Source organism: Acetobacter sp. KSO5 (assembly GCF_044094635.1).
Taxonomy (GTDB): domain Bacteria; phylum Pseudomonadota; class Alphaproteobacteria; order Acetobacterales; family Acetobacteraceae; genus Acetobacter; species Acetobacter cerevisiae.
Genome location: NZ_CP172014.1, coordinates 1,199,795 through 1,218,871, shown reverse-complemented (window position 1 = coordinate 1,218,871; position 19,077 = coordinate 1,199,795). Strand labels below are relative to the sequence as shown.

At 60.9% G+C, this 19,077-nt stretch carries 12 protein-coding genes; 4 read left to right on the top strand and 8 right to left on the bottom strand.

Annotated features, from left to right (window positions below; genetic code table 11):
* Positions 1 to 65 precede the first annotated feature (65 nt).
* From ACHQGU_RS05540 to ACHQGU_RS05520, 5 genes are all read right to left on the bottom strand, one after another.
* Complete coding sequence (locus ACHQGU_RS05540; protein WP_062141837.1) at positions 66 to 1,412, bottom strand: efflux RND transporter periplasmic adaptor subunit; 1,347 nt, start codon at positions 1,410 to 1,412, stop codon at positions 66 to 68.
* Complete coding sequence (locus ACHQGU_RS05535) at positions 1,409 to 4,582, bottom strand: efflux RND transporter permease subunit (RefSeq protein WP_253555253.1); 3,174 nt, start codon at positions 4,580 to 4,582, stop codon at positions 1,409 to 1,411. The genes ACHQGU_RS05540 and ACHQGU_RS05535 overlap by 4 nt, the downstream gene beginning before the upstream one ends.
* Before the next feature lie 116 nt (positions 4,583 to 4,698).
* Complete coding sequence (locus ACHQGU_RS05530; protein WP_062141839.1) at positions 4,699 to 6,069, bottom strand: HAMP domain-containing sensor histidine kinase; 1,371 nt, start codon at positions 6,067 to 6,069, stop codon at positions 4,699 to 4,701.
* On the bottom strand, positions 6,056 to 6,808 hold the full coding sequence (locus tag ACHQGU_RS05525; protein WP_062272527.1) for a response regulator transcription factor: 753 nt from the start codon (positions 6,806 to 6,808) through the stop codon (positions 6,056 to 6,058). The genes ACHQGU_RS05530 and ACHQGU_RS05525 overlap by 14 nt, the downstream gene beginning before the upstream one ends.
* Positions 6,805 to 8,085 carry a DNA recombination protein RmuC gene (locus ACHQGU_RS05520; RefSeq protein WP_395496119.1) on the bottom strand — a complete coding sequence of 427 codons (1,281 nt, stop codon included), beginning with the start codon at positions 8,083 to 8,085 and terminating at the stop codon, positions 6,805 to 6,807. The genes ACHQGU_RS05525 and ACHQGU_RS05520 overlap by 4 nt, the downstream gene beginning before the upstream one ends.
* Positions 8,086 to 8,260: 175 nt before the next feature.
* On the opposite strand from ACHQGU_RS05520, the gene ACHQGU_RS05515 reads away from it, so the two are divergent.
* The 3 genes from ACHQGU_RS05515 (at position 8,261) to ACHQGU_RS05505 (ending at position 11,420) form a co-directional block, all read left to right on the top strand.
* Complete coding sequence (locus tag ACHQGU_RS05515; protein WP_395496118.1) at positions 8,261 to 9,553, top strand: dicarboxylate/amino acid:cation symporter; 1,293 nt, start codon at positions 8,261 to 8,263, stop codon at positions 9,551 to 9,553.
* A 70-nt stretch (positions 9,554 to 9,623) separates the two neighbouring features.
* Positions 9,624 to 10,886 (top strand): MFS transporter, encoded by a 1,263-nt coding sequence (locus ACHQGU_RS05510; RefSeq protein ID WP_395496116.1) that lies wholly within the window; start codon positions 9,624 to 9,626, stop codon positions 10,884 to 10,886.
* A gap of 129 nt (positions 10,887 to 11,015) precedes the next feature.
* On the top strand, positions 11,016 to 11,420 hold the full coding sequence (locus ACHQGU_RS05505) for a hypothetical protein (protein WP_062272520.1): 405 nt from the start codon (positions 11,016 to 11,018) through the stop codon (positions 11,418 to 11,420).
* 41 nt (positions 11,421 to 11,461) lie between these two features.
* On the opposite strand, the gene bcp is transcribed toward ACHQGU_RS05505, so the two are convergent.
* Positions 11,462 to 11,953: a thioredoxin-dependent thiol peroxidase gene (bcp, locus tag ACHQGU_RS05500; RefSeq protein ID WP_395496115.1), complete on the bottom strand. Its 492-nt coding sequence runs from the start codon at positions 11,951 to 11,953 to the stop codon at positions 11,462 to 11,464.
* A 70-nt stretch (positions 11,954 to 12,023) separates the two neighbouring features.
* Complete coding sequence (locus ACHQGU_RS05495; RefSeq protein ID WP_395496114.1) at positions 12,024 to 15,170, bottom strand: bifunctional [glutamine synthetase] adenylyltransferase/[glutamine synthetase]-adenylyl-L-tyrosine phosphorylase; 3,147 nt, start codon at positions 15,168 to 15,170, stop codon at positions 12,024 to 12,026.
* Positions 15,171 to 15,208: 38 nt separating this feature from the next.
* On the opposite strand from ACHQGU_RS05495, the gene ACHQGU_RS05490 reads away from it, so the two are divergent.
* The gene (locus ACHQGU_RS05490) at positions 15,209 to 18,466 is read left to right on the top strand and encodes an AsmA-like C-terminal region-containing protein (protein ID WP_395496113.1); all 3,258 of its coding nucleotides are present in this window, start codon (positions 15,209 to 15,211) and stop codon (positions 18,464 to 18,466) included.
* Here the strand turns inward: ACHQGU_RS05490 and ACHQGU_RS05485 are convergent.
* Positions 18,424 to 19,068 (bottom strand): hypothetical protein, encoded by a 645-nt coding sequence (locus tag ACHQGU_RS05485; RefSeq protein ID WP_395496112.1) that lies wholly within the window; start codon positions 19,066 to 19,068, stop codon positions 18,424 to 18,426. The genes ACHQGU_RS05490 and ACHQGU_RS05485 overlap by 43 nt on opposite strands.
* Positions 19,069 to 19,077: the final 9 nt, after the last annotated feature.

Here is a 19,077-nt window from a genome sequence, read left to right as displayed (position 1 = left end):
GATGGTGGCCAGCGAAAGACCAACCAGAAAACTCCGCTTCAGTCGCAGCGTCACGGCGCACCCTGTCATGGGCGGCCTCCTTCTTCTGCCGCTGGCTGATTATCTTCCGGCATGGCGCGGATATCATCGTTGCCCTGCTCGGCTTTTTCAGCCGGAGCCTTCTGCTCTGCCTTAGGCGGGGTCGGCTTTTTGGGGGCGACGTTGTAGCCCGGCGTGCCTTTGACAATCCTTACGCTCTGGCCATCCAGCAGGCCGGCAGAGGGGCTGTTCACCACGCGGTCCGTTTTCTTCACACCGCGCAGGATCTGCACCGTCGTGCCCAGATTGGTCCCGACCGTTACACCCACCAGATGCACATGGTTGGAATCATCCACCAGCGCGACCTGCGTGCCTTCCGCGCGGAAAATAATCGCACCTTCCGGCAGGATCAGCATATCGGGGTCACCCGGTGCCTTGAAGTTGGCGGTAGCGTAGGAGTTCGGCCAGAGTTCGCCAGATTTGTTGTCCAGCGTGAGTTCCGTCGTCACCGTACGGGTCGAAGCGTTAAAGGCGGTCGCGGTCGCCAGGAATTTCGCCTTGAAGGTGCGGTCCGGATATTGCGGGATGCTCAGATCGGCTTCCAGACGCGGGGAGATAATGTCCGCATAGTCCTGCGGCACAGCGACGAACACGCGCATGGCATGCACATCCGCCACGCTGAACAGTTCCGTGGCATTCCCGTGAGAGTCCACATCCCCTCGCCCGGCGTTGACGTAATCACCCACGTCCGCAAAACGTGACGTCACGATGCCATCAAACGGTGCGACGATTTTCTTGAAGCCTTCAAGTGCGGCAAACCGTTCCACGTCATGGCGTGCGGCTTCCACCTGTGCCTGCTGGGCCTCGGCGTTGGCAGCCTGCACGTCCACTTCCTGCTGCGAGACAGCCTGCGTGCCCTGCAACGCCTTCCAGCGCCGCGCCGTAATCTGCGCCAGCTTGTAGCGGGCCTGAGCCACATCCAGATTGGCCTTGGCGGCGGCATACTGGGCATCCAGTCCCGGCGTGTCGATTTCCGCCAGAACGTCGCCGGTTTTCACCACGGCCCCAAAGTCCTTGTACCACATTTTCACGTAGCCAGAGACCTGCGCGTAAATGGGAGCCTGATACCATGCGGCGATATTGGCTGGCAGCGAGAGCGTACGGACAGACGGCCCCGGCTGCGGGTAGATGACCTGCACGGCGGGTATCGCGTTTTCCTGCGTTTCCCTGGCCAGATGCATGTAATGCGCCTGCCGCTGCACAATGCCGACGACCGCCAGAATAATGGCGACTATCGCGACAATGATGATCCCGATCGTCCTTTTGCGGGAAGACGCCGCATCATGCTGTGTGGTCTGCTCCGGCTGGCCACCGTCTTCATGATACCCGCTCATGCGCCTTCTCCCTGTTCCGTCGTCGTGGTCGGCTTTTTTCGATTATGCAGCATGGCGAAAACACATGGCACAAATAGCAAGGTTGCAACTGTTGCCACCAGCAGGCCGCCCATGACGGCTTTGCCCAGTGGCGCGTTCTGAGAATTACTGAGGGACATTGGCAACATCCCGATAATCATGGCGGAGGCCGTCATCAGCACGGGGCGAATACGCTCAAACCCGGATTCAATGGCGGCCTTAATGGCGTCGCCATGCTCTTCCAGCCGCTCCCGCGCAAAGGACACCACCAGAATGGCGTTGGCGGTTGCCGTGCCCATGCACATGATGGCCCCTGTCAGCGCAGGCACCGAAAGTGTGGTGTGCGTCAGGAACAGGCTCCAGGAAATCCCGGCCAGTGCGCCCGGAAGGGCTGTGATGATGATGAACGGGTCCAGCCAGGACTGAAAGTTGACCACAATCAGCAGGTAGACCAGCAGCACGGACATGGCGAGGCCACCGAGCAGCTGCGCATAGGCGCTGTTCATGGTGACAGCCTGCCCGCGCACTTCCAGCGCGGAGCCATGCGGCAGGTCCGGGCGGACCTCATCCACAATACGCTCCACCTCACGGGAGACCGTGCCGAGATCAATGCCCTCGTTAGAAGCGTAAATGTCGAACACCGGCAGAATGTTATAGTGCGAGACTTCACCCGGCGTGCCGGTCTGGACGATCTGACTCAGACCACCCAGAATCTGCGGCGTCTGGCCCGTCGGGTTGCCGTCACCCTTATCAATGGGCGTGATTTCCAGATCATTCATGGTCTGCAGGAAGGTCGCTGGCGTCTGGATATCAATCAGATGCGAAACACCCGTCTTGGTATCCAGCCAGTAGACCTGCCCCACCTGAGAGCTACCGGAAAGCGAAACCAGCGCGTTGTTCGCCACGTCGGATTCCGTAATGCCGGTGCCCAGCGCGTAGGTTCGCCGCGTGTTGACCCGCAGGGTGGGCGTTGTCATCGGCTGCTGGACAGATACGTCTGTCAGCCCCGTGACGTGCCGCAGGCGATCGGCCAGACGGTTAGCAAAGCGGAAATTCTCCGCAAGGTTGCGGCCCGTAATCTGCACATCAATCGGCGACGGCAGACCAAAGTTCAGGATCTTGGCGGTCAGATCGCCCGGCAGGAAGGAAATCTGCGTACCGGGGAATTTCTCGCCCAGATTATGGCGGATCATCCGGCGATACTCCGCCACCGGGGAGTCCGGGTCTTTCAGTGAAACCGTGAGGTCACAATCCTGCGTGCCGACCGTGGGGGTGGGAATATAGGCCTGATTAAGCGGGCTGAACGGCAGACCGCAGTTATCGACAATACTTTCCACCTGCCCCGGCAGCGTGCGTTCAATTTCGTCATTCACCAGCTGAGAAATCTTGCCAGCTTCTGAGAGCTTGGTGCCCAGCGGCGCGCGCATGTGAATGGCCATGGTGTCGGAATTGATTTCCGGGAAGAAATCCTGCCCCACAAAGAACAGCAGCCCCAGAGACCCGAGCGAACACACCACAAACACCGGGATGAAGGTGCCGCGCGTAGCGACCAGATGGGTCAGCAGGTTCTGGTATCCGTGACGGAACTGCTCGAACTTGTGCTCAAACCCCTTCTGGAACCGGCCGAAAATGGTTTTCGGCGCGACCGGGCCATGGGCATGCGCAGCCACCTGAGCGGCCAGCATGTATTTTGCCATGGTCGGCACGAGGGTTCGGGAAAGGATGAAAGAGGCGATCATCGCGAAGATGATGGCTTCAGCCATCGGCATAAACAGCCAGCCCGCAACGCCGGTCAACTGGAACAGCGGCATCCAGACGATACAGATACACAGCGTGGAGACGAAGGTCGGGATCACGATCTGATTGGCGGCATCGATAATCGCGGTCTCGAGATCCTTGTCCATCTCGAGATGCGCATCGATGTTTTCAATCATCACGGTGGCATCATCCACCAGAATACCCACGGCCAGCGCCAGCCCGCCGAGGGTCATGACGTTAATGGTCTGCCCGGCCCAGCCCAACCCGATAATGGAGCACAGCATGGCCAGCGGAATGGAGGTGGCGATAATGACAGTCGAGCGCCAGGAGCCGAGGAACAGCAGCACCACAAGCCCGGTCAGACAGGCAGCGGTCAGCATTTCCCGCAGCACGTCCTGCACGGATTCCTTCACGAAAGTGGAGGCATCATTCAGCACCTTGATGTTGACACCTTCGGGCAGGGTTTTCACGATCCCGGGGAGCAGCTTTTTCACGCCCGCCACAACCTCAAGTGTTGAGGCGTCACCACTCTTCATGACCACAATCAGAACGCCCTGCTGGCCTTTAACCAGCACGAGGTTGGTCTGTGGCGGCCCGCCCTGATGCACCCACGCCACGTCCTGCAGGCGGACCACAGCATTCCCCACCTGCTTGATGGGCAGCATGTTGAGGTCATCCATATCCCGCGGCGAGGCGTTGGTCTGCACCATCCAGTCAAACGCGCCAATCCGCTGGTCACCCGCGGGCAGCACAATGTTCTGACTGTTAAGGGCTTTGGACACATCGATGGGCGAGAGCCGGTGGGCCAGCAGTTTGACGGGGTCCAGATCGACCATCACGTTACCGGGCTGGCCGCCATAGGGGTTCGGGATGGCCGCCCCCGCAACAGACACCAGCGCCGGTCGAATGAGGTTGGACGACATATCGTAGATCTGTGAGGCCGTCATGGAGGTCGAGGAGACCTGCAACGTGATGACCGGCACAGAGGAGGCGTTATAGGCCAGCACCAGCGGTGGCGTGGAGCCGGTGGGCATCTGCTTGATCACCGTCTGGGAGACCGAGGTGATCTGCGTCTGCGCCACGGCGGTATCCGTGCCGGGCTGGAAGAAGATTTTGACAATCCCGCGGCCGTAATAGGACTGGCTTTCAATATGCTCGATATTGTTCACCGTCGCGGTCAGCGCGCGCTCGTAGTAATAAACCACACGGCCGGACATATCCTCCGGCATCAGGCCGGTATAGGTCCAGACCACGGCCACCACCGGGATCTTGATACTGGGGAAGACGTCAGTCGGTGTCGTGAAGACACCTCTGATACCAAACACCAGAATAAGAATGGAGAGCACCACAAAGGTATACGGCTTTTTAAGCGCCGTTACGACAATCTCATTCATACGTGACAGCCCCTGCCGACACGTCTAAACGCCAGCATCCAGATAAATCGCTCATACAAACTGAGATACAGACATCCCCTCTCAGCGCCAATAAAAATGCTTTTAATCTGGGCGTTTCAGGAATGTTGTAACACAAATATAACAGTGAAGCGGGTTCCACGCCCTTCCGGCCCCGCATCGATCTGCACCGTCGCGTCATGCAGGTGGGCAATGGCGGAAACGAGGCTGAGCCCCAGCCCGCTACCCGGCACATGGCGGCTCTTGTCCGAGCGGTAAAAGCGGGACAAAACCGCGCCTCGTTCTTCCGGGGCGATGCCAATGCCAGTGTCGGTCACAGTCAAATAGACCGTGCTGGCCTGACGGCTTACACTCACCGTCACTTCCCCACCCTCTGGGGTGAATTTGATGGCATTATCCACCAGATTGACCAGCAGTTCGATCAGCAGATGCCGGTCCCCGTCCAGACAGACTGGCACGGCGGTCGGCTGCATAATCAGCGTCACCCCCTCCGTTTCCGCAATCGGTTCATAGAGATCAACCACATCAGCGCCCAGATCGTTCAGGTTCACCATCGCAAACCCGGCGCGGCGGCGGCTGCTTTCCAGCTCCGCAATCCGCAACAGGGCGGTGATAATGCCCAGACACTGGTCCAGATTGCCGACTGCCCCGCTGACGGCATCTTCCAGCGCCTCGCGCTCGCCACCAGAGGCCAGCGCCCGCTCCAGCTTGGCGCGCACGCGGGAAAGCGGTGTGCGGAGATCATGTGCAATATCGTTGCCGACCTCCCGCATTCCGTCCATCAGGTGCTCCAGACGGTCCAGCATACGGTTCACGCTCCCTGCCAGACGCTCCAGATCATCCCGTTCCTTCCCGGCAGGCAGACGCTCGTGGATATCGCCCGCCATGATCAGGTCAATGGCCTCGTGCATTTCCTTCACCCGGAACAGGGCGCGGCGGCTCAGCACCATGCCCAGCAACAGGGCGAATAACAGGGTGGGAATGGCCGCCACCACCGTGGCATGCCGCAGCATCAGCTTCTGCTCAGCCAGCAGGTGAAAGCTGCGCCCCAGCACCAGAATGGTGCCATCCGGCAAGGTCTCGGCCAGCAGGCGCAGCGGATAGGCTGCGCCCTCCTCCGGGTAGATTTCGATATTATGGGGCTTGCCGTCCGCCACCAGCCCTTTGGGCCATGCGTGCAGATCCCCGGCAATCAGGGCGTGGCTGGCGTCAAACAGTCCGGCACTGCTGATGACCAGCCGCAGATCATCCGTTGCGCGTTTGCGGATGACATATTCCAGATGTTCCGGCGTCATTTGCGCCAGTAAATGGGCCTCGCCACGCAGCAGTTCGGTCGAGCGACGGGATTCCACCGCTTCCATCTGGGTATAAACCAGCCCGAACTGCATCACCATCACGCCTGCCATGGCCGCCAGAGCAGCCAGTGTGAGGCGGAAGGTTGCGGTGCGGAAAAGCTCAGTCAGGAACACGCAGCAGGAATCCTGTGCCGCGAATGCTGCGGATCAGCGGCTCTTCTCCGGGCGCATCCACCTTGCGGCGCAGCTTACCGATATGCACATCCACCAGATTGGTGCGCGGAATAAAGCGATACTGCCAGACATCTTCCAGCATCATGGAGCGGGTCAGCACCTGTCCGGGCCTGCGCATGAGATATTCCAGCAACCGAAACTCGCGCGGCAGCAGCTCAATCTCCCGACCATCCCGCCAGACGCGTCGCTCGATCAGATCCATGGAGAGCGGCCCTACCCGCAACTGGGTGCTGCGCGTATCATCCGGGCGGCGCAGCAGCGCTTCCACCCGCGCCATCAGCTCTTCCATGGCGAAGGGCTTGGTCAGGTAATCATCGCCGCCTGCCTTCAGACCGGTCACGCGGTCATCCACAGCGGAGAGAGCGGACAGCACCAGCACCGGCGTCCGGATGCCGCGCTGGCGCACCGCCTCAATCACGCTCAGGCCATCCATCCCCGGCAGCAGGCGATCCACCACCATGACGTGCGCCTCACCCGTGAGGGCAGCCGTAAGACCAGCATCGCCGGTTTCCTCGTGCCGCACCTCAAAACCATGGGCCGTCAGTTCGCCCACAATTTCTTCAGCAATCGCGCTGTCATCTTCTATCAGCAGCACAACGCCTCGGGACTGCTCGGGGCCTCGGGGCTGGCCGAGCTGTGCTGTATCCGGATCTGTGTTCAGTGCTGTCTCTTCCGTCATAACTGTCCTGATGCTGTTTTCCCCGGTTCAGGGCCAGTAAATTCCATTTCAGGATTAAGTGCTACGTCTTCCGTCTCCGGGGCATCCAGTTCCCGCAAGCGGCGGCTGACCACACGGGTGCGCCTGCGGGCTTCCTCAATGGATGTTGACATAGCCTGCGCATTCCGCGCCAGTTTTTCCAGCACGCCATCCATGCGGATCATTTCCTGCCGGGTTGCGCCCAGCAGGCGGGCAATGGTTTCCGTCCGGTCTTCCAGCGCCAGCGTGACATAACCCAGATGCACAGTGCGCAGCAGAGCGGGCATGAGAGCGGGCCCCATAATCATCACCCGGCAGGTCCGGCCAATTTCATCAATCAGGCCGGGGATGCGGGCCGCTTCCGCATAGAGGCCGTCGGTTGGCAGATACAGCACGGCAAATTCCACCGTGCGCGGAGGGTGAATATATTTGGTCGCAATTTTTCGTGCTTCCAGCCGCAGCGTGCTTTCCAGCGATTTGCGGGCGGCTTTCTCGGCCACCGTATCGCCTTCCTCCACGGCGTTCAGCAAACGCTCATAGGCTTCGGTCGGGAACTTGCTATCCACCGGCAGCACCGGCGGCGTGCTGGAACGCACCGGCATGCGGATGGCAAATTCTACTACATCATTCCCCGGCCCCAGCCGTACGTTCGATTCGTAAGACCCTTCCGGCAGCACATCATCCAGAATGGCCTTGAGCTGCGCTTCTCCCCAGCCGCCACGGGTCTTCACATTGCCGAACAGCCGTTTGAGGTCGCTGATCTGCGCCGTCATCGCCCGCACTTCGCCCATGGCCTTCTGCATGGCGCTAAACTGCTCCAGCACACGCTGGAAGGAGGTCTGCATCTGCCGCTCTACGGCCTCATGCAGCTGATCCGTCACCGCCACACGAATGGCGGACAACTGGCGGGCGGAGGTTTCCGCCATTTCCCGCAGCGCCTCGGCCTGCGCAGCCCGCACTTCGGCCTGCTCACGCCCCATACTGCCAACCATGCCAGCCAGACGTTCAGCCAGCTCGGAGCGCACCTGCTCAATGCGCCCGGTCATCACCCGTTCCAGTTCCGACAGATGCGTTCTCTGGTGCGCGGATTCCGTCCGGGCGGCGGCGGTTTCCTGCTCCACAAGCACATAGAGCCGGGCCAGCAGATCCGCATCTGCCCCGCCCTGCCCCTTGCGGCCGCCACCCAGCAGCCAGGCCAGCACAGCCCCCAGTGCAAGTGCTCCCAAAGCCACAACAACCAGCATTATTCCATCATCCATCCGTGATCCGTCTCATTTTCTCTCGGCAGGGAGGCCGGTTCGTGCTGATCTGGTCCCCGTAATAAATTATGACGCCAATGCAACGAAGAGCCTGTATACAACAGCATTCAGGTTTGCCGCGCTGCTCCAGCGTTGACAAGAATAATGAACAAACCGGGAAAATACCCTTTTCGCCATGCCTCATCCTACCACTGCTTCCGCCCCCTCCGGCTCCTCCCGCGCGCACCTGTTTTATATTCAGGTGATTATTGCGGTTATTGCGGGCATTCTTGTTGGCGCCTTCTTCCCCAACATTGGCGCGGCCCTGCGTCCGCTGGGAGATGGATTTGTCAAACTCATCAAGATGGTCATCGCACCAGTCATTTTTCTGACCGTCTGCACCGGCATTGCCGGGATGGCGGACCTCAAGCAGACGGGCCGCGTGGCGGGAAAGGCCATGGCCTATTTCCTGTGTTTTTCAACGCTGGCGCTGATTGTCGGCATGCTGGTGGCCAATATCGCCCGCCCCGGCGCGGGGCTGCATATCCAGCCTGCCTCGCTGGACACCGGCTCTGTCGCCAGTTTTGTGAGTGAAGCGCATTCCCACTCCTTTACGGAGTTCCTGATGCGCATCATCCCCAGCACCACCGCCGGGGCCTTCACATCGGGCGAGATTTTGCAGGTGCTGCTGATTGCCATCCTGTTCGGCGTCAGCCTCGCGCAGATGGGTGAAAGCGGGCAGAAAGTTCTCACCCTGTTCCGCAGCCTGACGGAGCTGGTCTTCGGCGTGGTGCGTCTGGTGATGTATGTCGCCCCCATTGGGGCCTTCGGGGCCATGGCCTTTACGGTGGGCAAGTTTGGCGTGGCGTCCATCGGGCATCTGGTCGGGCTGGTTCTGGCGTTCTATCTGACGGCCATTCTGTTCGTCTGCGGTATTCTGGGGCTGGTGACCCGCATGATGGGCTTCAGCATTTTTCGCCTGCTGGCTTACATCAAGGAAGAGCTGCTGATTGTTCTGGGCACCAGTTCCTCTGAATCTGCCCTGCCGGGGCTGATTTCCAAGCTGGAAAACGCTGGCTGCCCGCAAGGGATTGTCGGGCTGGTGGTACCCATGGGCTATTCCTTCAATCTGGACGGCACCAATATTTACATGACCCTCGCCGCCCTGTTCATCGCGCAGGCGACCGACGTGCATCTGGGCCTTGGGGAACAGATTGCCCTCCTGCTTGTTGCCATGGTGAGCTCCAAGGGGGCTGCCGGCGTCACAGGAGCAGGTTTTATCACGCTGGCAGCAACACTTTCCGTGGTCCCCAGCGTGCCGGTCGGTGGCATGGCGCTTATTCTGGGAATTGATCGCTTCATGTCGGAATGTCGCTCCCTGACCAATCTGGTCGGCAATGCGGTCGCTGCCATTGTTATTTCCCGTTGGGAAAACTCTCTGGACACACAGAAACTCCACAAAGCCCTGAGCGGAAAATCAGACATCTGAAGCCGCTCCCTCTCCTTTTTCAGCCTTTAAAAGCCTCTTATCAGATGCGAGATTTTACATGAGAACCGGAATGACAACGGCGCAGCGCCTTCGTGGCATTCTGGCAGGCTCTGCCGGGAACCTGCTGGAATATTACGACTGGTATGTCTATTCCTCCTTTACCATCTATTTCGCACACGCCTTCTTCCCACGTGGCAACCAAACCGCAGAATTGCTGAATGCCGCAGCCATTTTTGCCGTTGGCTTCTTCATGCGTCCGGTGGGGGGATGGCTTCTGGGTATGGCGGCGGACCGTTATGGCCGCCGCACCGCACTGACTTATTCCGTCACTGCCATGTGCTTTGGCTCGCTGGCCATTGCCGTCTGCCCGACCTATGAGCAAATCGGCCTTCTGGCACCAGCCGTGCTGCTGCTGGCCCGACTGGTACAGGGCCTCAGTCTGGGTGGGGAATATGGGGCCTCCGCCACCTATCTGGCGGAAATGGCTACCCCGGAACATCGCGGGTTCTGGTCTGGCTTTCTATACGTCACGCTGGTTATGGGGCAATTGCTGGCACTGCTGCTTCTACTGCTGATGCAATATGTCCTGCTCACACCGGAACAGATTGCGGCGTGGGGCTGGCGCGTGCCGTTCGTTATCGGGGCGATGGGAGCGTTGCTGGTGTTCTGGCTGCGTCGCCACATGCAGGAGAGCGAGCGTTTTAAAAAGACGAGCACACAGAAGGAAAAAGGGGGACTACGCGTCCTGCTTCAGCACCCGCGTGCCGTGCTGACGGTCTGTGGCATGACGCTGGGTGGTACGGTCATTTTCTATACCTACACCATCTATATGCAGAAATACCTTGCCAACACGCTGGGTTTTCCCAAAGAGACTGCAACGCTGATCTCCTCCGCCTGCCTGATTATTTTTGCAGCCATCCAGCCTGCGTTCGGGGCGTTGTCTGACCGCATTGGTCGCCGCCCGCTGCTACTGTATTTTGGCGTCTGCGCTACGCTGGGCACCGTCCCGCTGCTGACCATTCTCTCCGGTGTTCACTCTGCATGGGCCGCATTTGGGCTGATCACGGGCGCGCTGTTTATCGCCTCTGGCTACACCTCCATCAATGCGGTGGTGAAGGCGGAGCTCTTCCCGACCCGCATCCGCGCGCTGGGTGTGGCGCTGCCTTATGCTGTTACGGTGTCCGTCTTTGGCGGCACAACGGAATATGTCGCACTGTGGTGCAAACAGGCGGGGCACGAGATGTGGTTTGCCTATTACGTGTCCGCCTGCGCCCTTGTCACGCTGCTGACGGTGCTAACCCTGCCCCGGACAACCGTGATTGATCAGGGATAACAGTCGCCCTTTTTTAAGGGACACAAATTGCCCGGAAGCGGCCTTGAAATTGCCATGAGGCAGCGCGTTATTAGGACGTGAAGAGGAGACGCTCCGGTGTTTCCTCTGTCAGTTTCGAGGAGGCACACGATGCGCCGTATGACAAAACTTCTTCTCGCCCTGCCCCTTATTGCAGGCACGACACTGGCGACACTGCCCGCCGCAGAGGCGCATCCGGGCGGCGGCTGGGGCCGTCCCGGCTGGGGTGGTCCGCCTCCGCCGCCGCGTGGTGGTTACTGGGGTGGTGGCCCGCGCAGAGGCTGGCACCGTGGCCCCGGTGGCGGTGCCATTGCCGGCGCGCTGATTGGTGGTCTGGCTGTTGGCGCTCTGGCCGGTGCTGCCATGGGCAATGCCGCACCGCCGCCGGTGGCTTATGCGCCGCCACCTCCGCCGCCGCCCGCTATGGGCTATGCCGTGCCGGTGGTGCCCGCAGTGCCGGTGGCTCCTGCTCCGGGCTATTACGCCGCCCCCGGCAGCTATTACTCCGGCTGGTAACCCCAGCCGGATTGAGGGCCCTGATTGCAGGAGGCGTGCTGTTAAAGAGCCTTCGCGGCGTCCAGCACAGCCTCCACATGGCCCGGCACTTTCACCTTTTTCCAGATACGGGCGATTTTGCCATCCGCCCCAATCAGGAACGTGGTGCGATCAATCCCCATATAGGTTTTGCCATAGAGGGATTTTTCGACCCACACGCCATAGGCTTCCGTCACGCTCCCTGCTTCATCTGAAGCCAGCGGGAATGTGAGGTCATATTTCTCAGCAAATTTATCGAGCGCTTTAAGCGGATCGCGCGAGACGCCGATCACGGTCAGCCCCGCCCCTTCAAACTGCCCCAGAGCCTCACTGAAGCCACAGGCTTCCTTGGTGCAGCCGGGTGTGTCTGCCTTGGGGTAGAAATACAGCACAAACGGTTTGCCTTTCAGCTCCGCGAGACTGACGGTGCGGCCCCGGCTGGCCTCCATTTTGAAATCCGGAGCGATATCGCCCTCTTTCAGGCCGTTTTTTGTGGTGTCCTGCGTGTCTGTCATGGTCGGTTCTTTCCTTGAAAAATGATGTATCGGAAAACGCTGCCTGAAAAATTTCCCTGTCAGGCAGCCTTCAAAACTCAACGGCTGAGGGTGCGGAACGTTCTTCAGCAGCTTTTTCCGCAAAGCTGGCCTCCCCACCAACCGGCCCGACGCGATGCTCGAAGATCTGCCGCACAGCCTGCGCCAGATGCGCGGTGCGCGCCATCAGGTCCGGCAGAGTGGCTTCTCCCATCACACGCAGCAGGATTCTTACCGCACCGGGCGCCAGTCCCCGCTCCAGATCAACCGGTGGCACAGGGCCGCACAGCAGCCGCAGCAAACATTGCAGCTGTCGCCAGACGGCATCGGCCTCCAGCAGCAGTTTTGTTTCCGCCGCACTCAGCAAGCCGCCTTTTTTCAGCAGCGCCAGCGCCCGCCGTGTGCAGGGGTTTCTGGCATCTTTCGTGCCTGCCACCAGTTGCAGAATCTGGGCGATGAACTCGACCTCCATCAACCCGCCGGCCCGGCGTTTGATATCCCACGGGCTGGAGGCTGGCAGATCCCGCGCCAGACGGGCGCGCATATGCCGGGCATCCTCCAGCAGCGTTTCGGCGGAGGGTCGCGGCTTGCGCAGATCGCCATTCAAAATCCGCACCAGATCGCCCTGCAAGCGCGCCTTGAGTGCCACGGGGGCCGTAATCACACGGGCGCGGGTCAACGCCATGCGTTCCCATGTCCAGGCGGCGTCCTCATGGTATTTCAGGAACGCGGTGCGGAAGACGGCGACCGGACCCGCCGCACCGGAGGGACGCAGCCGCATATCCACCGCATAAAGCGGGCCTTCCGGGCCGGGAGCGGTGAGTGCTGCAATAAAAGCATGAGCCAGACGGGTATAATATTGCGACACCGCCAGAGACCGGGGCGCACGCACCGACAGACCATTCTGAAGTCTGAGTGCGTTCTCCGGCACCTGACTGGCCTGCACATCTTCCGGGTGATCAAACACCAGCAGCAGATCCAGATCAGACCCCGGCATCATCTCCCGAGAGCCCGCCTTGCCCAGCGCTAACACGGCCATGCCGCCGCCGGGCACGCGGCCATAGCGCTGCTGATGCTCCTTTTCCACGGCCCGCATCAGCACGATCATGATGGTATCGGCTAATGCGGTCCGCTGCTTCTCGGCTTCATTTTCTCCCAGCCGACCTTCCAGAACAGCTACGGAGAGACGAAACTCCTCCCCGCGCAACAGAGGCCGCAGGGCTGTCACCAGCAGTTCCGCTGAATCCACTTCCGTCGCCAGATGCCGCAGGCGGTCCAGCACGTTGCGGCCTTCTTCGGGCTCGGGTTCCAGCAGCCCTTCCAGGGCAGAGGGCGTATCGGCCAGATGGTTCGCCAGAAAGGCCGAGGAATCAAACAGGGCGGCAATCCGGTCAATCAGCGCGGGGTTCCGCTCGAACAGGGAGAGCAACTGTACCCCGGCATGCTGACGCGCCAGCAAGGCCTCAAAACGGCGCAGACAGGCCAAGGGGTTACTACGCGCTGCAAAACTGGCCAGCAACGCAGGCAACAAACCGCGCAATAAGGCCCGGGCCCGCTCGGAACGCAGCGCCCGCAGGCTGTTGGTCTGCCAGCGGGCCAGCACCTGCACCGCCTCTTCTGTCTGTGCAGCGGGGAAACCCAGACGTTCCAGCAAGGCCGGAGAATTTTCATCATCCGGGGCCACGGCCAGAAGGGTCGCATCCTGTACGGGGGCGCTCACCTGCGGGGTGGCAAAATGCCGCTCAAAAATACGCCGGGCTTCCCGCATACGGGGCAGCATTTCCAGCGCCAGTGCCTCGCCATCCGTATAATTCATGAACACGGCAAAGGCATCAAACGCCTCCGGTCGGTCCGGCAGATCATGCGTCTGATGGTCAGCCCGCATCTGCAACCGATGTTCCGCATCCCGCAAAAACCGATAGGTCCGCGCCAGCACTTCTGCTTCCTCTCGCGGGAGGTAGGCGGACCCCACCAGTTTTTTCAGCGCGCCAAAGGTGGTGCGGTCCCGTAGCGCAGGCACGCGCCCACCCCAGACAAGCTGCATGGCCTGCGCCAGAAATTCGATTTCCCGAATCCCGCCCTGCCCCAGCTTGACGTTATGGCCCAGCAGCCAGTCCCGGCTGGCTGCCGGGTCCGCCAGCACCGCATCCGGCAGATCCGCCAGGCCGGTGCGCCCCGCCTTGCGGTAGCGGTCAATGCGGGCCTTCATGTCGTGAATATCGTCAATCAGCGCAAAATCGAGATGCCTGCGCCAGACAAACGGGCGAATGGCCGCCAGAAACCGCCGCCCCAACGCCATATCGCCTGCAACCGGCCGCGCCTTGATCATGGCGGCGCGCTCCCATGTCTGGCCCAGACTTTCATAATACTGGATGGCCGCCTGCACGGAGACTGCCGGAGGCGTGGAGGACGGGTCTGGCCGCAGGCGCAAATCTGTCCGAAAAACGTAGCCATCCGCATCCCGCGCTTCCATGAGGCCCACAAGATCGCTAGTCATACGGATAAAGACGCGCCGCACGGTATCAGGCTGAGACTGCACGGACGGATCGTACAGCACCATCAGATCAATATCCGAGGAGAAATTCAGTTCCCGTGCCCCTAGTTTTCCCATTGCCAGCACAACAAAACCACTGGCATGCGCCGGACGTTTGGGGTCTCGTAACTGAATCTGCCCAGCCTGATGAGCACTCCACAGCAAATGTCTGACAGCCACCTCCAGCGCCGCGTCCGCCAGCCGACTGAGCGTTTGCGTCACCTCCTCCAGCGACCAGAATCCCCCAAGGTCCGCCACAGCGCATATCAGGGCTGTGCGTTTTTTGGCCTCGCGCAGGAAGCGGGCAACACACTCTCGCCCCGATGTGATGTCAAAATCGGCAAATGCTGCAAACACGTCCTTCGCACAGGGCTCCGGTCCGCTTTGCACCAGCGTTGCAAAAAACACCGGGTCCTGCCGTGCCAGATCAGACAGATACGGGCTGTTGCCCCCCAGACAGGCAACCAGCCCTTCAGCACCCGGCAGGTTCAGCACATCGCCCGGCCCTCCGGCCTCCTGCAAAGCCAGCGTCATATCCTGCGCAAAATGCGTAGCCGCCTGCGCATCAGCGGGCGCGGCCCAGTTCGCATCGGGCCACAGACGCGTGCGGGCACCGCGCGGCGCCCGCACATCCCGGAAGTAAGAAGAAACAACGCTTGCTGTCATAATCTGACCATTCTTATTGAACGCAAAGGGTTGCTGCGTTGACTTCCACGGGTCAAGACCTCCCGCGCCCCCTGCACAAGCGGGCCCTGCGCGTTCTGACTGTTCTGGCGGTGGGTGTGCTGGTGCTGCCGGTGCTGTGTGTGGCGGCTCTGCTGGTGCGCATGCTGTTCGGGCCGGTTAACGTCACCCCTTTTGTCCGGCCCTTCCTGCCGGTTGCAGTCCTCAACGGGCAGCCCGGTCAGCCCGCCGCCGCGACCCTCACGCTGCGGCGGGCCGATCTGGCATGGAATGGCCTGCGGGACGGATTGAGCGTGCCTGTTATGCTCTCATTGCATGACGTTCGCATTCTCAAAGCCGACAAGACCACAACCGATACCATTCAGTCCGCCAACGTCACGCTCGACCCGCTGGCGCTGATCCACGGCAGCGTGGCACTGAATACGGTGGACCTCAGCGGCGTGCGTATGGCCCTGCGGCGTGAGAAAGATGGCAGCGTCGGGCTGGATGTGGACGCGCCCCCCACACCTGCCACGCCGCCTGACAGTACCAACACGCTCGACCCCAGCACCCTGCAACGCATTGGCCTGACCGACGCACAGGTTACGATTGATGACCGGCTGACCCATACGCAGTGGATTGCCTCGCCCATCACGTCCACCCTGCATGCCGTCAGCCTGCATGGGGGCAATGGTCTGACCGGCTCCGTTGCCCTCACCTTTCAGGCAGAGCAGGACAGCACGGAACGGCTGAGTGTCACGGCACAGGGCACACAGACCGATCACGGCACCATCCAGTGGCATGCAGCCCTCGCACCCGTGCGCCCCAGCACCTTTGCCGGTCTGGCCCCGGCTCTGAAAACGCTGGATGTGCCGGTGAGCCTGACGGCGGATACCGTCTTTGCACCCGCCCCCCACAGCAGCTGGCTGCTCCCGCAGGGGCTGGACCTGAAAACCGATCTCGGCGCAGGCGAACTTCAGGGCGGCGGCTCCACCTATCTGCTTAATCATGGGTCTCTGCTGGCCCATCTAGCCCTTGACCACCGCTCTGCCACCCACACGCCCGCCACCATCACGCTGCAAGGTCTGACGCTGGCCCTGCTGAACCCGGAACATCCGGAAGATGTGAACGGTGGCATCACCGTCAGCCTGACGGGCCAGCTGAATGCGTCCGACCTGTTCAGCCCCACCGTGCTGTCTGGCCAGATGGCACTCGATATTCCCACCATTCCGTTTGGCGATATTGCCAATTACTGGCCCGCCAAAGCGGCAAAAGGTGGCCGGAAGTGGGTAGATACCAACATTACCGACGGCACAGCGCATGACCTGCACACCGCCGTCACGCTGCATAGTGATAAAGGCTGGAACGGCATCAAGCTCACCTCCATCAAAGGGAGCGTGGAAGGGTCAGATCTTACGGTGCACTGGCTGCGCCCCATCTCACCGCTGCATCATCTGGATGCGCATCTTGAGGTGAATGATCTCGATAAACTGACCATCCATTTCGACCACGCCTATCAGCTGGTGGACCGGGCCGATAAGAATGTGGGGGCCACCGGTATCGGGCGCGTCGCTGCAGGTCCCGGCTCCATGGAAATTACCGGTCTGTCCAAAAAGGACCAGATGGGCACCATTGTCACGGAGCTACACGGCAATCTGCGCGATCTGCTGGCCATGCTGGCTGAACCGCGGCTGCATCTGCTGGCCCGCCACCCCATCAGCTTTACCAACCCCTCCGGGCAGGCCAGCGCCAAATTCTCCCTGACCCTGCCGCTGGAAAGTGATGTCACAACGGATCAGATGATCGTGGACGCCCACGCACAGGTCAGCCACACCCATCTGGGCAATGTTGTCGCAGGCCGCGCCATTACCAATGGCACGTTCCAGATTGCCGCCACCACGCAGCAAATGGATCTGAACGGGCATGGCGTGCTGGGTGGCCTGCCGTCAGACATTACCTATTTCATGAACTTCCGCTCCCTGCAGCCGCAGGAAATTGCGGAAAAGGCACATCTGTTCACCCGCATCACGCCGGAAACGGCGACGGCTGCGGGCATCGACACCAGCTCCCATTTCTATGGCAACGCCGATCTTGGTGTGGATTATGCCCGGCAGGCGAACAAGCAGGGCACGGTTCAGATCAATCTTGACCTGAAGCATTCCCGCATTGTCATCCCCCTCTGGCATAAGGCAGCAGGCCGCACGGCACAGGTCACCGCCACTCTCGCCTTGCTGGACGGGCGGATTACCTCCGTTGAGAAAATTTTTGCCACAGGGCCGGAACTGGATGTGCGGGGCCGTGCCGTGCTGCGGGAAAAAGCAGCACCGGAACTGCTGATTTCATCCTTCAAGATCGAACGCTCCTCCGGCCATGCCCGCCTTGTGCTCCCTTATGCCTCGCAGGACAAAACCATTCAGGTGGGGGTCTATGCCGATACGCTGGACCTCGCCCCCCTGATGGAGGGCGACCCGAACGCCCCCAAACAGGCTGCCTCCCCCGGCCTGCATGTGCCGGAAGCGGCGACAGGCAAGCTGCACGGGCCGCCGGGCAACGCCTGGACCATCGATATGACGGCCAACGCCCTGTATTACAGCCAGACCAAGCAGCCCCTGCGGGCCGTCACCGGGCATTTTGAAGATAACGGCCAGCGGCTGGAACGCATGCGTTTTGCCATGCGCGGACCGTCCCCCGTTACCATGACGCTGGAACCCAAAGGGGCCACCCGCGCCCTACATGTGACCATTCCGGACATGGGCGGGTTTCTGGCAGCCCTCAACATCCTGCCCAACGTGCAGGGCGGCCACGCCACGCTAAATGGTGCGTTTGATGACACACAGGCTACAGCACCCTTCAAAGGCACGCTGCATGTCAGCCCGTTTGTGCTGAAGAAAGCCCCTGCCACGGTGCTGCTGGCCCGCAATCTGTCGCTCTATGGCTGGGTAAATGCCCGCAAATCTCCGGAATTTGAAGTCTCCACCCTGACCATGCCCGTCGCGTTTTCTGACGGCGTTCTGACTATTGAGAATGGCCACATGGGGAATGATGCGCTGGGAGCCACGCTGGAGGGCAAGATTGATCTGGACCACAGCACACTCGACCTGAACGGGACCGTGGTGCCGGTTTTTGCCATCAACAAACTCCCCGGCAAGCTCCCCGGCATTGGCAAACTGTTCAGCCCGGAAAAAGAAGGCGGCCTTGTTGCCATGACCTTTGGCATTGCGGGTAAGCTGGAAAACCCGGATCTGAGCGTAAACCCCTATTCCGTCCTGCTGCCCGGCGTTTTGCGTAAGCTGTTCTGATCCCAGCCGGTGCTGTGCGCCCAGTCCGGGCCCATGCTGTTATCGGGCTCTTCAGGGATATCCGCCTGCGTTTCCGTCAGCGCGACAGTTTCTTTCAGGGTGCCCTGCACATGGGCCGTAATGGCCCCTGTTTTGACAGCACTGCGAAACGCGTCGGGTTCTTCCTCAAACGACGTATCCACGCCATTGCCGCTGACTTCCCCCACCGGATGTAACACCACAGCCGCCTGAGGCCGCACCGGGTCCACCAGCCAGTGGCGCGTGCGGGACACCAGCGTGGAGGCATCCGCACCGCTACAGGGCTGCATTTCTGTCAGCGTTACGGTTTCTGTGGTAACAACGGCTTCCATCTGCGCACTTTGCCGACGGCCAGACGGCGCAGCCTGACCAACCAGCACAGTGCCGGAGGGTATGACCAGTAACGTATCCCGCGCCGCTCCCGGCGGAGGTTTGACACAGATGGAAACGGCCTGAGCCCCGGCGGATGTGCCTGCACCAGCATCTTGAGGTGCATGGTCCACCGACTGTCCAGATGCCCTCTCGCCGGGCGCAATCAGCGCGCTGAGCGCCAGACCCAGCACAACAGGGTAACGCAACCGCATACCCTTTCC

Excerpts from the sequence above, each read along its gene's own strand:
- ACHQGU_RS05540 (WP_062141837.1), bottom strand. The coding sequence starts at position 1,412 with ATGAGCGGGTATCATGAAGACGGTGGCCAGCCGGAGCAGACCACACAG.
- ACHQGU_RS05535 (WP_253555253.1), bottom strand. The coding sequence starts at position 4,582 with ATGAATGAGATTGTCGTAACGGCGCTTAAAAAGCCGTATACCTTTGTG.
- ACHQGU_RS05525 (WP_062272527.1), bottom strand. The coding sequence starts at position 6,808 with ATGACGGAAGAGACAGCACTGAACACAGATCCGGATACAGCACAGCTC.
- ACHQGU_RS05520 (WP_395496119.1), bottom strand. The coding sequence starts at position 8,085 with ATGGATGATGGAATAATGCTGGTTGTTGTGGCTTTGGGAGCACTTGCA.
- ACHQGU_RS05515 (WP_395496118.1), top strand. The coding sequence starts at position 8,261 with ATGCCTCATCCTACCACTGCTTCCGCCCCCTCCGGCTCCTCCCGCGCG.
- ACHQGU_RS05510 (WP_395496116.1), top strand. The coding sequence starts at position 9,624 with ATGACAACGGCGCAGCGCCTTCGTGGCATTCTGGCAGGCTCTGCCGGG.
- ACHQGU_RS05505 (WP_062272520.1), top strand. The coding sequence starts at position 11,016 with ATGCGCCGTATGACAAAACTTCTTCTCGCCCTGCCCCTTATTGCAGGC.
- bcp (WP_395496115.1), bottom strand. The coding sequence starts at position 11,953 with ATGACAGACACGCAGGACACCACAAAAAACGGCCTGAAAGAGGGCGAT.
- ACHQGU_RS05495 (WP_395496114.1), bottom strand. The coding sequence starts at position 15,170 with ATGACAGCAAGCGTTGTTTCTTCTTACTTCCGGGATGTGCGGGCGCCG.
- ACHQGU_RS05485 (WP_395496112.1), bottom strand. The coding sequence starts at position 19,068 with ATGCGGTTGCGTTACCCTGTTGTGCTGGGTCTGGCGCTCAGCGCGCTG.